16 protein-coding genes are annotated in these 15,099 nt (G+C 69.7%); 10 read left to right on the forward strand and 6 right to left on the reverse strand.

Translation table 11 applies throughout. The features are described from left to right. The first annotated feature begins 6 nt into the window (after positions 1-6). Together H074_RS37725 and mshC are read left to right on the forward strand one after the other, a co-directional pair. Positions 7-771: a MerR family transcriptional regulator gene (locus tag H074_RS37725; RefSeq protein WP_007035367.1), complete on the forward strand. Its 765-nt coding sequence runs from the start codon at positions 7-9 to the stop codon at positions 769-771. A gap of 75 nt (positions 772-846) precedes the next feature. After that, positions 847-2,085 (forward strand): cysteine--1-D-myo-inosityl 2-amino-2-deoxy-alpha-D-glucopyranoside ligase, encoded by a 1,239-nt coding sequence (mshC, locus tag H074_RS37730; protein ID WP_007035368.1) that lies wholly within the window; start codon positions 847-849, stop codon positions 2,083-2,085. A 48-nt stretch (positions 2,086-2,133) separates the two neighbouring features. Here the strand turns inward: mshC and H074_RS37735 are convergent, their stop codons facing one another. Beyond that, positions 2,134-3,741, reverse strand: coding sequence for an ABC-F family ATP-binding cassette domain-containing protein (locus tag H074_RS37735; RefSeq protein ID WP_007035369.1), 1,608 nt, complete (start codon positions 3,739-3,741; stop codon positions 2,134-2,136). Positions 3,742-3,894: 153 nt separating this feature from the next. Then, the gene (locus H074_RS37740) at positions 3,895-4,362 is read right to left on the reverse strand and encodes a MarR family winged helix-turn-helix transcriptional regulator (protein WP_007035370.1); all 468 of its coding nucleotides are present in this window, start codon (positions 4,360-4,362) and stop codon (positions 3,895-3,897) included. A 151-nt stretch (positions 4,363-4,513) separates the two neighbouring features. Here H074_RS37740 and H074_RS37745 point away from each other — a divergent pair, with 151 nt between their 5' ends. From H074_RS37745 to H074_RS37755, 3 genes are read left to right on the forward strand one after another with little or no spacing between them, the layout of a single operon-like run. Next, entirely contained in the window at positions 4,514-5,092 is a 579-nt protein-coding gene (locus tag H074_RS37745) for an ArsR/SmtB family transcription factor (RefSeq protein WP_007035371.1), read from the forward strand. Beyond that, positions 5,089-6,333: an MFS transporter gene (locus tag H074_RS37750; RefSeq protein WP_007035372.1), complete on the forward strand. Its 1,245-nt coding sequence runs from the start codon at positions 5,089-5,091 to the stop codon at positions 6,331-6,333. The genes H074_RS37745 and H074_RS37750 overlap by 4 nt, the downstream gene beginning before the upstream one ends. Before the next feature lie 15 nt (positions 6,334-6,348). After that, complete coding sequence (locus H074_RS37755) at positions 6,349-7,173, forward strand: metallophosphoesterase family protein (RefSeq protein WP_007035373.1); 825 nt, start codon at positions 6,349-6,351, stop codon at positions 7,171-7,173. A gap of 58 nt (positions 7,174-7,231) precedes the next feature. On the opposite strand, the gene H074_RS37760 is transcribed toward H074_RS37755, so the two are convergent. After that, positions 7,232-8,131, reverse strand: coding sequence for a PAC2 family protein (locus tag H074_RS37760; protein ID WP_007035374.1), 900 nt, complete (start codon positions 8,129-8,131; stop codon positions 7,232-7,234). A 190-nt stretch (positions 8,132-8,321) separates the two neighbouring features. On the opposite strand from H074_RS37760, the gene H074_RS37765 reads away from it, so the two are divergent. The 5 genes from H074_RS37765 to hisG all read left to right on the forward strand — a co-directional run bounded on the left by H074_RS37765 (position 8,322) and on the right by hisG (position 12,243). Next, positions 8,322-9,002 carry an HAD family hydrolase gene (locus H074_RS37765; protein ID WP_007035375.1) on the forward strand — a complete coding sequence of 227 codons (681 nt, stop codon included), beginning with the start codon at positions 8,322-8,324 and terminating at the stop codon, positions 9,000-9,002. A 56-nt stretch (positions 9,003-9,058) separates the two neighbouring features. Beyond that, positions 9,059-10,522 carry a DNA-3-methyladenine glycosylase 2 family protein gene (locus tag H074_RS37770; RefSeq protein ID WP_007035376.1) on the forward strand — a complete coding sequence of 488 codons (1,464 nt, stop codon included), beginning with the start codon at positions 9,059-9,061 and terminating at the stop codon, positions 10,520-10,522. Between the two features lie 15 nt (positions 10,523-10,537). Beyond that, positions 10,538-11,029 carry a methylated-DNA--[protein]-cysteine S-methyltransferase gene (locus tag H074_RS37775; protein WP_007035377.1) on the forward strand — a complete coding sequence of 164 codons (492 nt, stop codon included), beginning with the start codon at positions 10,538-10,540 and terminating at the stop codon, positions 11,027-11,029. A gap of 72 nt (positions 11,030-11,101) precedes the next feature. Continuing rightward, the gene (locus H074_RS37780) at positions 11,102-11,365 is read left to right on the forward strand and encodes a phosphoribosyl-ATP diphosphatase (RefSeq protein WP_007035378.1); all 264 of its coding nucleotides are present in this window, start codon (positions 11,102-11,104) and stop codon (positions 11,363-11,365) included. Between the two features lie 32 nt (positions 11,366-11,397). Then, positions 11,398-12,243, forward strand: a complete 846-nt coding sequence (gene hisG, locus H074_RS37785; RefSeq protein ID WP_007035379.1) for an ATP phosphoribosyltransferase — start codon at positions 11,398-11,400, stop codon at positions 12,241-12,243. A gap of 102 nt (positions 12,244-12,345) precedes the next feature. Here hisG and H074_RS37790 read toward each other — a convergent pair whose 3' ends face one another. The 3 genes from H074_RS37790 to H074_RS37800 form a co-directional block, all read right to left on the reverse strand. Beyond that, a complete protein-coding gene (locus H074_RS37790; RefSeq protein WP_007035380.1) occupies positions 12,346-13,281 on the reverse strand; it encodes a ParA family protein in 936 nt (311 codons plus the stop codon). A 67-nt stretch (positions 13,282-13,348) separates the two neighbouring features. After that, positions 13,349-14,134: a thioesterase family protein gene (locus tag H074_RS37795; RefSeq protein WP_007035381.1), complete on the reverse strand. Its 786-nt coding sequence runs from the start codon at positions 14,132-14,134 to the stop codon at positions 13,349-13,351. A 9-nt stretch (positions 14,135-14,143) separates the two neighbouring features. After that, complete coding sequence (locus H074_RS37800; RefSeq protein WP_007035382.1) at positions 14,144-15,037, reverse strand: RecB family exonuclease; 894 nt, start codon at positions 15,035-15,037, stop codon at positions 14,144-14,146. Positions 15,038-15,099: the final 62 nt, after the last annotated feature.

Raw genomic sequence — 15,099 nt, forward strand, 5'->3', positions numbered from 1 at the left:
GGGACCATGGGGTATCCGGTGGGCAAGGTCGCGGCGCTCTCGGGGGTCACCGTGCGCACGCTTCATCATTACGACGAGATCGGCCTGCTGTGCCCGAGCGGGCGGACGGCCGCGGGGTACCGCAGCTACAGCGACGACGACCTCGACCGCCTCCAGCGCGTCCTGTTTTACCGCGAACTCGGGTTCGGCCTCGAGACGATCGCGAAGATGATCGAAGACCCGGGACTGGACGCGCTGGAGCACCTGCGGCGTCAGCGGGCGCTGCTCGCCGACCGGATCGGCGAGCTGACGCGGATGGCCGAATCCGTCGAGCGGGTGATCGCGGCGAAGGAGGCCGGCGGTGCGCTGACCCCGGAGGAGCGGTTCGAGGTCTTCGGCGAGTTCCGTGAACCGGACGGCTACGCGGAGGAGGCCGTCCGCCGGTGGGGCGAGACCCCGCAGTGGCGGGCGGCGGCCGTGCCTCGATCCAAGGAGGAATGGATCGAGGCGGAGAAGATCCGGCAGGACTGGGTCCGGCGGTTGCTCGCCGTCTTCGACTCCGGCGCGCCCGCCGACAGTTCCTCGGCGATGGACCTCGCCGAGGAACATCGCCGGATGCTCGCGGCGTTCATGGGGGACTGCGACCTCACGACGCACCGGGAGCTCGCCGGGCTGTACGCGACCGAACCGGTCCAGCTCGGCTTCCTGGTGCGCGAGCCGGACCAGCGGCCGGGCCTCGGTGAGTACATCCGGGACGCCGTCCACGCCAACGCCGAACGTGCCGGGGAATAGCGAGTTCGCTTACTCCGGCCGTGTTCGTCTCCCACCGGGCGGGAACGGCGTGGCGGCTCCGCTTACAGTCGGGGTATGCAGACTTGGTCATCGGTCGACGTGCCCCGTATCCCCGGCACCCCCCGTCCGCTGCGGCTCCACGACACCGCGACGGGGCAGATCCGTCCCACGGCGCCCGGGTCCACCGCCCGGATGTACGTCTGCGGCATCACGCCGTACGACGCCACCCATCTGGGACATGCCGCCACGTACCTGACATTCGACCTGGTGAACCGCCTGTGGCGGGACGCCGGGCACGACGTCCACTACGTGCAGAACGTGACGGACATCGACGAGCCCCTGTTGGAGCGCGCCGAGCGGGACAAGGACGATTGGGTGGTCCTCGGCATGCGCGAGACGGCGCTGTTCCGTGAGGACATGACCGCGTTGCGGGTGCTGCCGCCGCGGCAGTTCGTCGGGGCCGTCGAGAGCATCCCGGAGATCGTCGAGGTCATCGCCAAGCTGGTGGCGAACGGCAGCGCGTACCGCGTCGACGACGCGGAGTATCCGGACATCTATTTCGATCACAACGCGACCGGGCACTTCGGTTCCGAGTCGAACTACGACGCCGAGACCATGGCGAAGTTCTTCGCCGAACGCGGCGGCGACCCGGACCGGCAGGGCAAGCGGCACCCGCTCGACGCGCTGCTGTGGAGGATGGCGCGGCCGGGCGAGCCGTCGTGGGAATCCGAACTGGGCGCGGGGCGGCCCGGCTGGCACATCGAGTGCAGCGCGATCGCGGTCAACCGGCTCGGTCTCGGCTTCGACGTCCAGGGCGGCGGCTCGGACCTGATCTTCCCCCACCACGAGTACAGCGCCGCACACGCGGAGGCCGTCGCGGGGGACAGGCCGTTCGCACGGCACTACGTGCACGCCGGGATGATCGGCCTCGACGGCGAGAAGATGTCGAAGTCGCGCGGGAACCTCGTGTTCGTCTCGCGGCTGCGTGCCGACAAGGTCGACCCCGGCACGATCCGGCTCGCGCTGTTCGCCGGCCACTACCGCGAGGACCGGCCGTGGACCGCACGGTTGCAGGCGGACGCCGAAGCACGGCTGGCGCGCTGGCGCGAGGCCGTCTCCCTCGGCACCGGCCCGGCGGCGGAAGACACCGTCGCGCGCCTGCGTGACCACCTCACCGACGACCTGGACACGCCCAAGGCGCTCGCGGCCGTCGACGCTTGGGTGGAGCAGGCGCTGAACCGCTCCGGCACCGACCCGGCCGCCCCCGGGCTGATCCGGAACGCGGTCGACGCGCTGCTCGGCATCGAGCTCTGAAACACTGCTGGGGCGGAGAACCCCCGCCCCAGCAGTGTGTATAACGACCTACACGGCCACGCGACCGGCTTCCAGCCGGAGGTGATCACCCGCCCAATCACGCCGCAGCCATCGATCATGAGACGCGATGACGACAGCGCCCGGCGCGGAATCGAGCGCGGTGAACAACTCCTCGGCCAAGGTGAGCGAGATGTGGTTCGTCGGCTCGTCCAGCAGGAGCACCTCCGGCGGGTCCGCGATCAGCAGCGCCAGCGCGAGCCGCCGCCGCTGCCCGACCGACAGCGCGCCCACGCGGGTCCCGAGATCACGCGGGGCCAGCAGCCCCAGGCCGCGCAACGGGGGAGCGTCCTCGCCGAGGGCTTCGGCGTAGGTCCGCTGTGCGGTCTTCTCCGGCTCGGCGAACGCGACGTCCTGAGCGAGCATGCCGATCCGCACCCCGCGTCCGGAAAGGACGGTCCCGGAGTCCGGCGTCAGCGCGCCGGCCAGGACGGACAGCAGCGTCGACTTCCCGGCGCCGTTCCCGCCGGTGATCAGGAGCCTCGACGTCGTCGTGATGTCCAGGGTCGCCAGCCGCAATCGTCCGGCGATCTCGAGGTCCCGTACCGAGATCGCCGTCTTGCCCTCACCTGGCTCGCCGGTCAGGTCTCCTTGGAACCGCAGCGGCGCGGGCGGTTTCCGCACCTGGTCGCGTTCCAGTTCGTCCAGCCGCAGCTGGGCGTTGCGGACCCGGCGTGAGATCTGTTTCTGCACCCTCCCGGTCTTGAAGTCGTAGAGCATTTTGGCGTTGTCGCGCTGCGGCCGGTTGTGCGCGACGTTGCGCGCGGTGACGGCCACCGATTCGCGCAGTTCCTTGAGCTCGTCCTGTTCCTCGGCGTAGCGCTGCTCCCAGCGCGCCCGTTCGGCCCGTTTCTGGTCCAGGTAGTCGGAATACGCGCCGCCGTACCGGGCCGGGCCGCCCAGCGCCGGGTCGAGGTCGACGATGTCGGTGCACACCGCGTCGAGGAACACGCGATCGTGCGACGACAGCACGAGGACGCCGGTCAGCGAGGCTAGGTGCTGTTCCAGGAATTCCATCGCGGCGTCGTCGAGATGGTTCGTCGGCTCGTCCAGGATGAGCGTGCCCGGCCGCCGGATCAGCAACGCGGCGAGGCCGAGCCGTGACCGCTGCCCGCCCGACAGCGTGCCCAGCTCGCGCGCCCGGTCGATGCCGGCGAGCCCGAGACCCGCGCACACGACCTCGGCCCGCCGATCGGCGTCCCACAGGTCGTGCGCCTGGGCCCATTCGAGCACGGTGCCGTACTCCTCGAGAACCGCGTCGTCGTCCGGATGCCGGGTGAGCGCCTCGGTCAGTTCGTCGAGTCTCGCCGACGCGTGCCGGATCTCGGCGAGCGCGTCGTCGATGACGTCGGAGAACCGTGCCGTCGACGGGAACGGCAGTTCCTGCAAGAGGAATCCGAGGTCGTCGCCTCGCGATACCTCGCCGCCGTCCGGCTCTTCGACCCCGGCCAGCAACCGCAGGAGCGTGGACTTGCCGACGCCGTTCTCGCCGACCAGCCCGAGCCGTTGTCCGGCCGAAGCGGTCAGGTTCACGTCGTCGAGCACGACGCGGGCACCGTAGGAGTGGACGAGGTCCTTGGCGATCAGGGAAAGAGACATACGACATCACCGTGTTTCTTCGGACATGAGGGATCCCTGCCGGGCCTCGTGGCTTACGGGAGCAGCGCTCGACCGAAGCCGCCTCGGAGCGGGGAAGGTGCGATGTCAGTTGTCCATGATGCGAGCAGTCTAACGCAACCTATGTAGCGTTAGTCAACCCCTCTTTCCGGATCGCAGCCGAGCGGCCTCTTGCTCGGCGAACGCGCGCCCATCGGTCATGACGCCGAGAAGCGCGGAGAGCTGGCGCCGGTCGAGCCTGCCGAGGCGGTCGCCGAAGAACCGGGCCATGGGGGAGTAGAGGTCGGCGACGTCGTCCAGCCGATCGGGAAGCGGACGGATCGCGAGACGGCGCCGGTCGGCGGGGTCGGGCACACGTTCGACCAGGCGCCGCGCCTCCATGCGGTCGAGCATCCGGGTCACCGCGCCGGTGGTCATGCCGAGTGTGCGGGCCAGCTGGGTCGGCGAGGTCGCGGCCCCGCTGATGACCAGCTGGAGCCCGTGCAGCTCGGTCGCGCTGATCCCGAGCCGCTCCGCCATGGCCGTGTGGAACAAGACGGTCGCGCTGACGAACCGGGGGATCTCCAAAGCCGCCGCGGTGGCGAGTTCTCGCTGATCAGGCATGTGCTTCCCTGTGGCAGTAGTTGAACTGTGCAGCTACTGCTCTATGCGGCAGCTGCCCAGGTGAGGGTATCCATGCCGCTTGACATCTTCGCCACCACCTGTGAATCTGAAAGAGAACTTTCAAAAGAGATCTTTCAGATTGGATCGGGCGATGACCGGGTTGCCGCCGCGCAAGCGGATCGAAGACGTCGAGCTGATGCGGGCGCTGGCGCATCCGCTGCGTTCGGCGCTGGTGGACCACCTCATGGCGGTCGGTCCGCGGACCGCGAGCGAGTGCGCGGCGGCCGTCGGCTCGACCGCCTCGAACTGCAGCTGGCATCTCCGCCAGCTGGCGCGGCACGGTCTCGTGGAGCGGGTGGAGGGGGAGGACGGGCGGGAGCGGCCGTGGCGGGCGTGTCAGGTCGGCATCGAGTTCGGTGACGACCCGGAGCTGCACGGAGCGCAACTGGCGGTCGTGGGCACCACCCTCGCACGGGAAAAGGAGCTGACCGAGCGCTATCTCGACGCCGCCGACCGGCTCGACAAGGAATGGCGGGACGCGTCGGGGATCAACAACTACTCGCTACGGGTGACCGCGGCCGAGCTGGAAGAGCTGGTCCGGGCGATCGACGCGCTCGTGCGGCCCTACGTCGGCGCGATCCGTGAAGACGCCTCCGCGGAAGCCCTCCCGGTCCACTTGGGCCTGCGGGCGTTCCCGCGTATCGACGCAGAGGGGAAGCCGAGCAGATGAAACCGTTGAGGGAACCCGCCTTCGCGCGGCTGTGGATCGCGGCCTTCTTCTCCGAGACCGCCGAGTGGATGCTGCAGATCGCGTTGCCGGTGTTCGTCTTCCAGGCGACCGGTTCCGCGGCCACCACCGCGATGAGCATCGTCCTCGGCCTGCTTCCCGCGGTGCTGCTCAGCCCGGTCGCCGGCGTGATCGCGGACCGCTGGAACCGGCGGCTGGTGCTGTGCGTGGTGTGCGCGGGACAGGCGTTCGTGGCGCTGCCGTTGCTGTTCGTCGCGTCCGGCGGCCCGGTGTTCGTGGTCTACGGGGTGATGGCGGCCCAGGCAGGCCTGGCTTCGTTGTTCGAGCCCGCCCGCAACGCGCTCGTGCCCGAACTGGTCGCCCCCGGCGAGCTGATCGGCGCCAACGGCCTCATGAGCATCAACGGCAGCGTCGCGCGGCTGGCCGGCGGCTGGGCGGGTGGTCTCCTGCTCGGATTCGGTGGCCTGGGCTGGGTCGTGGTGGCCTATCTCGGCGTGCTGGTGATCGGCTCGGCCCTGCTGGCCCGTCCGTTTCGGAGCGCCGCCGCACCGGTCGCGGCGGGACCACACGAACCGGTGTTGCGAGCCTGGCTCGACGGGCTTCGCGAGATCGGCCGTGAAGGGCGCCTACGGCTCGCCGGTGTCGTCGTGGTGCTGACGTCCCTGGCGCAGGGGATGTTCCTGGTGCTGTTCGTGGTCTTCGTTCTCGACATCCTCGACGGCACCGAAGGCGACGTCGGCCTGCTGCGTGGCGTGCAGGCACTCGGCGGCCTGGCCGCGGGATTCGCCGTCGCCACCGTCGCCCGCAAGGTCGCGCCCGCCGCTCTGCTCGGCTGGGGCGGGCTCGCGCTCGGCCTCCTGTCGGCGGTGATCTGGAACCTGCCCGCGCTCACGGTGTCCCTGCCGCTGGGCGTCTTCATCGGACTCTTCGGCCTGGTCGGCGCCCCCGGGGTGCTCGCCGGATCCGGTCTGCTCTCGCTGGTCCAGACCGCAGCGTCTCCCGAACGGTCCGGCCGCGTGCTGAGCACCGTTTTCGCCGGGACGGCGGGGTTCACCGCGCTGGGCGCACTGCTGACGGGCGGGCTGGTGAACGTGCTGGGCGCCGGCGTCCTTCTGAACGTCCAGGCGGGTCTGCACACCGTCTCGGCGTTGATCGTGCTGGGCGTGTCGGCGTCGGGCCGGCTGCGCCGTGACGTGATTTCGGCGGTTCCCCGGTCCGGGTGAAGCTACGGTGGTGGAGTGCCGCATCTCTTCGCCACCAGCGACCTCCACGTCACCCATGAGGGCAACGCCCCGCTCGTCGACGAGGTCGTCCCCCGGACCCCCGACGACTGGCTGCTCGTGGCCGGTGACGTCGCCGAACGCGCCGAATCCGTGATCGGGGTGCTCAGGACCTTGCGTGAACGCTTCGCGAAGGTCGTCTGGGTGCCCGGTAACCACGAGCTGTGGACCACCCAGAAGGACGAATGTCAGCTGCGGGGCCAGGCGCGCTACGAGCATTTGGTCGAGCGCTGCCGCGAGATCGACGTCCTCACCCCGGAGGACCCTTATCCGGTGTGGGAACACCAGGACAAGCCACTGACGATCGCGCCGCTGTTCGTCCTGTACGACTACAGCTGGCGGACCCCTTCGGCCGACGGCCTGCCGATGCTGGCCGCGGTCGAGCAGGCGCGCGAGGCGGGCGTGCTGTGCACGGACGAGTTCTTCCTGCACCCCGATCCGTACCCCAGCAGGCAGGCGTGGTGCGCCGACCGGGTGAAGATCAGCACGGAACGGCTGGAGGCGATCCCCGAGGATCACGGGACGATCCTCATGTCGCACTGGCCGCTGCACCGCCACCCGACCGAACCGCTGTACTTCCCGGAGTTCGCGCTGTGGTGCGGCACGACCGAGACCGAGGACTGGCACCTGCGTTTCCGTGCGGAGGTCGCCGTCTACGGGCACCTGCACATCCCGCGCTCCACGGAGGCGGACGGAGTGCGGTTCGAAGAGGTTTCGCTCGGCTATCCGCGGGAGTGGCGGAAGCGGGCGCGGGGGCCGATCCCGCTGCGGCGCATCTTTTAGCGCCTCGTGAGTGGTAAGGACGGTTCTAACCGTCCTTACCACTCACGAGACCGCGAGCTCAGCCCCGTCCGGGACCGTCCTGGCCGGGACGCCGCCGCCGCAGGTACCGCTCGAACTCGGCCGCGATCTTGTCCCCGCTCACGTCGTCCAGCGTGAATTCGGTCTCCGCGTCGCCGCGCTCCTCGAGCCCTCGGACGTACTCGCTGATCTCCTCGTCCTCCTCGGCCATCTCGGTGACCGTCCGCTGCCACTCCTCGGCCTGCTCGGGAAGGGCGCCGAGCGGGATTTCGACGTCGAGGACGTCCTCGAGTTTGTGCAGCAGCGCCAGCGTGGCCTTGGGCGACGGCGGATGCGAGACGTAGTGCGGCACGGCCGCCCAGATCGACACCGCCGGGACGCCCGCTTGCACGCAGTAGTCCTGCAGGACGCCGACGATGCCGGTCGGGCCCTGGTAGTTGTTCAGCTCCAGACCGAACTGCGAAGCGGTGTCCTTGTCGTACGCCGTCCCGGTGACCGGGACGGGACGGGTGTGCGCGGTGTCGGCCAGGAGTGCGCCGAGGGTGACGACGGTGGTGACTTCCAGCTGCTGGATCTGTTCCAGCAATTCGGCGCAGAAGGCGCGCCAGCGCATGTTCGGTTCGGGCCCTTGGACCAGCACGATGTCCCGGCTGAGGCTCTCCGGGCGGCATACCGAGAGCCGCGTGGTCGGCCAGTCGACCCTTCGGGTGACGCCGTCCACCATGCGCACGGTCGGTCTGCTGACCTGGAAGTCGTAGTACTCGTCAGGACTCAGCTCGCTCAGCGGTGTCGCATCCCAGTTGAGCTGGAGATGCTCGACCGCCCGGCTGGCCGCGTCACCTGCGTCGTTCCATCCTTCGAAGGCGACGATCATGATCGGCTTGGTGTCATCCGGGTGGTCGCGGCCGGGCCGCTGGGTCTCGTCGACGGGCTCACTCACCGGTCCAGCCTACGACCAGGGGGCCGTGCGCCGTTGGGCATGTCCGGTCGCGTTTCGCGGGGGCGAACCGCACGGAGCCACCACAACGCGACATTTCGGGCAACTCCCTCGGCGTCGACGTGATCCCGTCTCGGCTACCGTGGGCTCGGGAACGTCGAGTCGTTCCCCGACGCGATCGTGAGGGGGAGCCGTGACCGAACCGTCCACACTGGACGGGCTCGCCGCTGTGCTGTGGGATATGGACGGCACGCTGGTCGACTCGGAGAAGCTGTGGGACGTCGCGCTCTACGAGGCCGTCGAAAGCCTCGGCGGCACACTGACCGAGGAACAGCGACTGAGTCTCGTCGGGTCCAATATGGACGACACGGCCGCGTTCCTGCTCGAAGTATGCGCCAGGCCTGTCACCCGCGAGTCGGTCGCGGGGATGGGGGAGTGGATCCGCGAGCGCACGGCCAACCTCTTCGACGGTCCCCTCCCGTGGCGCCCCGGGGCGCGGGAGCTGCTCGAACTGTTGCGTGCCAACGGTGTGCCGATGGCGCTGGTCACCTCCACCGAACGGTCGCTGACCGAACTCGCGCTCAACACCATCGGCCGTGAGTACTTCGCGGCCACAGTCTGCGGTGACGAGGTCGATGGTCTGAACAAGCCGCACGCGAGGCCGTATCGGCTGGCGACGGAGTTGCTCGGAGTCCAGGCTTCCCGGTGCGTCGCGATCGAGGATTCACCGCCGGGCGCGGCTTCCGCGGCCGCGGCGGGCTGCACCGTGGTGGTGGTCCCGAACGACGTCGACGTCGAACCGGGAGAGCGGCGCGTGTTCCGGTCGTCGCTGGTGGGACTCGACGTGCCGGCGTTGACCGCGCTCCTGCTCTGACCGCCATGTCGCATTTCCGCTAGACCCCACCCTGCCGGGTCGGTGATGCTGGTCGGGTGCATGAGGATTTCGAGCGCTGCGTCCGGGCGGTCCAGGCGAAGGACGGCCGGTTCGACGGCTGGTTCTTCACCGCCGTCCTGACGACGCGGATCTACTGCCGGGCGAGTTGCCCGGTCGTCCCGCCCAAACCGGAGAACATGACGTTCTACCCGAGCGCGGCGGCCGCGCAGGAGGCCGGGTTCCGCGCCTGCAAACGGTGCCGCCCGGACGCGAGTCCCGGTTCGCCGCAGTGGAACGAGCGCGCGGACCTGGTGGCCAGGGCGATGCGGCTGATCGCCGACGGCGTCGTCGACACCGAGGGCGTGAGCGGGCTGGCCGCCCGGCTGGGTTACAGCGTCCGGCAGGTGGAGCGGCATGTGCGCGCCGAACTCGGCGCGGGTCCGCTCAGCCTCGCCCGTGCGCAGCGGGCGCAGACGGCACGGTTGCTGATCGAGACGACCGGCCTGTCGATGATCGACGTCGCCCTCGCCGCGGGGTTCGGCAGCGTCCGGACGTTCAACGACACCGTCCGCGAGGTCTTCGCCCTGTCTCCGACGGAACTGCGAGCCCGTGTCCATACCGCGCCGGCGACCGCGCCCGGGACGCTCAATCTGCGCCTGCCCTACCGGAAGCCGTTGTTCCCGGACAACCTCTTCGGTCATCTGGTCGCGACAGGCGTCCCCGGCGTCGAGGAATGGCGCGACGGCGCGTACCGCCGGACCCTGCGGCTCCCGCACGGCCCCGCCGTCGTCGCGCTCAAGCCGGAAGACGGCCACATCGGCTGCCGGCTCACGCTGTCGGATCTGCGGGATCTCTCGACCGCGATCAGCCGCTGCCGCCGACTGCTCGACCTCGACGCCGACCCGGTCGCGGTCGACGAGGCCCTGGCCGCGGACCGGCTGCTCGGGCCGCTCGTGGCCGCCGCGCCCGGCAGGCGGGTGCCGCGAACGGTCGACGGCGACGAGTTCGCCGTCCGCGCCGTACTGGGCCAGCAGGTGTCCACCGCCGCGGCCCGCACCCACGCCGCTCGCTTGGTCCTCGCGCACGGCGAACCCGTCGACGATCCGGACGGTGGCCTCACGCATGTCTTCCCGGACGCCCTCGCGCTCGCGGAGATCGACCCGGAAAGCCTCGCGATGCCGCAGAGCCGTAAGCGGACCCTGCTCGGCCTCGTCGCGGAACTGAACGACGGCGGGCTCGACCTCGGTGCGGGAAGTGACTGGCAACGGGCCCGCGAACGGCTGCACGCGCTGCCCGGCTTCGGTCCGTGGACCGTCGAGAGCATCGCGATGCGCTCGCTCGGCGACCCGGACGCCTTCCTGCCGACCGACCTCGGCGTCAAAGTCGCCGCGAAGGGGCTCGGCCTCGGCCCGGCCGCGTTCGCCGCGCACGCCGAACGCTGGCGCCCGTGGCGCGCCTACGCCGTCCAACACCTCTGGGCGACCGGAGATCACCCGATCAACCGGCTGCCCGCCGCCTGAGTTCCCAGGAGCGCCATGCGCACGCACACCGTCATCGACAGCCCGTACGACCGGTTGACCCTGGTCGCGGACGGCGAAAGCCTCTGCGGGCTGTACATGGTCCAGCAGCGGCACCGCCCGGCCGAGGAGAGCTTCGGCCATCCGGACCCGGGCTCGCCGATCTTCGTGGACACCGAGAAACAGCTGAAGGAGTACTTCGACGGCAGCCGGAAGGACTTCGATCTCCCACTGAGCTTCGGCGGCACGGAATTCCAGCGGATGGTCTGGAAAAGCCTGCTCGGCATCCCATATGGCGAGACGGTTTCCTACGGCCAGCTCGCCGACCGGCTCGGCAGGCCCACCGCGTCGCGCGCGGTCGGCCTCGCGAACGGGAAGAACCCGATCGGCATCATCGTGCCGTGCCATCGGGTGATCGGTTCCAACGGCGATCTCACCGGTTACGGCGGTGGTGTCGAACGGAAGCGGCACCTGCTCGATTTCGAACAGGGCGGCCCCGCGCTGTTCTGAAGTGTGATGCGACGGGCAACACACCGGCCCGGGGCAGCGCGACGCGGGCGCGGATGGAAGGATCTCCAGACCGTGAAGACCTTCGATGAGCTGTTCGCCGAGCTTGCCGAGCGCGCCCGCACGCGCCCTGACGGTTCCGGCACCGTCGCCGCGCTGGACGCGGGAGTGCACGCACAGGGCAAGAAGGTGCTCGAAGAGGCGGGCGAGGTATGGATCGCCGCCGAGCACGAATCCGACGACAGGCTCGCTGAGGAGATTTCACAGCTGCTGTACCGCGTACAGGTGCTCATGCTCGGCCGAGGACTGTCGACAGAGGACGTGTACCGGTACCTGTGACGCGTTCGCGTCCGGAGAACCAAGGAGAAGCAATGCTGCGTGTCGCCGTGCCGAACAAGGGAGCCCTCGCCGCCGCCGCGTCGGAGATGCTCGGAGAGGCCGGTTACCGCAAGCGACATGAGGCCCGCGACCTGACCGTGCTCGACACGGTCAACGAGGTCGAGTTCTTCTTCTTGCGTCCCAAGGACATCGCGATCTACGTCGGGTCCGGCGAACTGGATCTCGGCATCACCGGCCGCGACCTCGCGCTCGACTCCGGAGCTCCGGTCGAGGAGATCCTCGGCCTCGGCTTCGGCGGTTCCACCTTCCGGTACGCCGCGCCCGCGGGCCGGGAATGGAAGGCCGGAGACCTGCAGGGCAAGCGGCTCGCGACGTCGTATCCGCGGCTCGTGCGCGAGAACCTCAAGCAGCACGGGGTGGAGGCGGAGGTCATCCGCCTCGACGGCGCCGTCGAGATCTCGATCCAGCTCGGCGTGGCCGACGCCATCGCGGATGTCGTCGAGTCCGGACGTTCGTTGCGCCAGCACAATCTCGTGGCCTTCGGTGACCCGATCTGCGTGTCGGAGGCGGTGCTGCTGCAGCGGGCGGGCACCGAGCACACCCGGCCCAAGGACCAGCTGAAGGCACGGCTGCAGGGTGTCGTCTTCGCGCAGCACTACATGATGCTGGACTACGACTGCCCGCGGTCGCTGCTCGACGCGGCCATCTCGATCACGCCGGGCCTCGAGTCGCCGACCGTCGCGCCGCTGGCGGACGAAGACTGGGTGGCCGTGCGGGCGATGGTGCCGCGCAAGGAGGTCAACCGGATCATGGACGAACTCGCCGAGACCGGTGCCAAGGCCGTCCTGGCTTCGGACATCCGGGCCTGCCGCCTTTGAGACCGGTTTGCGCGCGTGAAGTCTCCCCTTCCTCGGCTGAGCCGAGGAAGGGGAGACTTCACGCGCTACCCCGCAAGTAGGTGACTGATTGCGGGCTGAGGACTACCGGGGCCGGTTCGGCTTCTTGGGCATCAGGTCGTAGAGCCGCTTCCGCGCGCCGTTGTCGTTGGCGCTGCGGGTCACCGACACTTCGGTGATGAAGTCCTCGAAGACGAACTCCTCGTCCGCGGGCACGATGGCCGCGGACGGATGGTTCCGCAGGTATCCGTCCAGCGTCTCCGCGATCTCACGGAACGACAGCGCCTGCAAGGTTTCCGGCGCATACGTCGTCACGGGCACGCCATGCGCGGCGGCCTCGTTCATCACGACGCCGAGCGGGACGTGCGACAGCATCGGGATCCCGAACGCGTACAGCTCCTGCAGCGCCGCCGCCGCGTAGTGCGAGATCGGGCGGCGGTACAGACCGGGCACGAGGCCGTAGTAGGCGATCGGCGGACGGCCGACGGTCTGCTCGACGTAACGGACCTGGTCCGAAAGCAGGCGCAGCGCCCGGATGCTCGTCCGGTCCGGCTGCACCGGCACGAGGATCCCGTGCGAAGCGGCCAGCGCGTTGTTGGTCAGCACGTCGAGCGCGGGCGGGCAGTCGATGATGATGTGGTCGTAGTTCGCGAACTGGATGACCCTGGCCAGCTGCCAGCCTGGGACGCGGAACCGGTCCAGCCGCCGGATCAGGTCGAACATGCCCGGCGAGGTCGGGATGACGTCGAACGCGCCGCCCCGCCCGAGGTTGCTGCGCGGATGCCGCACGGCGAGTTCCTCGATCGGGCCCTTCCACACCTTGGTCAGGGCTTTCGCCAGACTGGGCATGTCCGGCGCCACCTCGTCCAGCCCGAGGAGTTCGGTGGTCGCGTGGCCCTGTGGGTCGAGGTCGATCAGCAGCACCCGGCGGCCGCGTTCGGCCAGTGCGGCCGCCGCGCCCACGCTGAGTGAGGTCTTGCCGACCCCGCCTTTCTGGTTGACCACCGAGGTGATCTGCATGCCGAAGCGCTCCCTGTGTCTGTTGTTCCGGGAAGGCTATTGGAAACACGCCGAGAAAGCGCGTCTATCAGCCAGCCTGTCGCGGTCGCAGCAGCAGCGCCTGCGCCCCGGAGGCGATCGGGCCCGAGGAGTCGTGCAGTGTGGTCGTCGCCGTGCCGATCCCGTTCGGGCCGGCCAGGGTGGCCGCGTCGACGCCGATCCAGTCGCCCAGCGGCGGGCGGCGGAGGTGCACGGTCAGCTCCGAGTTGATGAACCACCACTCGCGCGGGTCGAGGAAGTTCGAGATCCCGTTGCCGGAGTCGGCGAGGACGAACAGACGCTGCAGCGGGCTCGGTTTCTCCCCGTCGACGAGCGCGACGCGCTGACGTCCCCAGACCGTCGCAGGCCCGGGTACGTCCAGCGCGCCCTTGACACGCCGCCACTCGACGGCGTCGAGGTACCCGCCGTGCCAGCCTTCCGGCCAGTTCGACGTGGGCAGACCCTCCGGTGACGGCAGCGCGGGACCTTCCGCGGTGGCCACCGCGGTCGTGTCGGAGGTCGCGATACGCCATGCCGAGGCGCGGGCGACGACCCGTTCACCGTGCGAGAGTTCGGCTTCCAGCCACTCGACCGACCGGCCCGGTCGTTCCACCCAGGCCCGCACCGAAAGCTCTTTCAGCGGCGCGGGCCCGAGGATCTCGACCGTCACCCGCGCCAGCTGGCTCGCGTGCGGCGCCTCGACCTCTTCGAGCGCGCGGACCAGCAACGCCGAGGGCGGCCCGAAGTGCTGGGCTTCCGGGGTCCACGGGCCGGCGGTGTGCGGGGTCGGGAGGAAGACGCCGTCGCCTGACGGCACGTAGAAGGCTTCTGTCACAAAGGCACCCTAATCCGCACGATCCAAGACGGACTCCTCACCGGGATCCGGCTCCGGCCAGCCGGGGTACGGCGGGGGAGTGCCGCCGTACTGCGGGCAGAGCGCCTGGTGATCGCACCACGCGCAGAGCTTGCTCGGATTCGGCCGGAAATCGCCGGTCTTGCCCGCTTTGAGGATCGCCTGCCAGATCGCCTCCAGTGTGCGCTCGAAGCGGATCAGCTCGCCCTCGTCGGGTGTGTAGGCCAGGGACTGCCCGTCGGTGAGGTACATCAGTTTCAGCTGGCGCGGCACTACACCGCGAAGCCGCCAGAGGACAACGGCGTAGAACTTCATCTGGAACATCGCCTTGGCCTCGCCGATCTCGCGGGGCGCGGCGCCGGTCTTGTAGTCGACGACGCGGATCTCGCCGGTCGGCGCGACGTCCAGCCTGTCGACGTAGCCCCGCAGCAGTACTCCGGAGCCCAGCTCGATCTCGACGTGCAGCTCACACGCTTCGGGTTCCAGACGGCGCGGATCCTCGAGGCCGAAGTAGGTGTCGACGAGTTGCTCGGCGGACGAGAGCCACGAGGTGACGGCCTCGGGATCCTCCTGGTCGAACAGCTCGATCCACTCCGGACGTTCCGCCGACAGATCCTCCCATGCCGGCGCGAGCAGCTCCTTGGCCTGCGGAGGGGTGCGATCGGCTTGGGGAAGGGAGAACAGGCGCTCCAGCACGGAATGCACCAGCGTGCCGCGCAGCTGGGCCTTCGTCGGGATCTCGGGCAGTCTGTCGACCGCGCGGAACCGGTAGAGCAGCGGACACTGCTTGAAGTCGCTGGCACGCGACGGGGACAGGGCCGGCCGACGGCGCGGGACTTCGGCGCCGGGCGGCGGATCGGCGGTGACCGTGTCGGTGTCGGGCATGGGGGGAGCGTATCGCCGGGCACCGACAGTTCCGGGACCGCGACGCACCGGAGTGGCATGAC

The sequence above is a fragment of the Amycolatopsis decaplanina DSM 44594 genome, from assembly GCF_000342005.1.
GTDB classification, from domain to species: Bacteria; Actinomycetota; Actinomycetes; order Mycobacteriales; family Pseudonocardiaceae; genus Amycolatopsis; species Amycolatopsis decaplanina.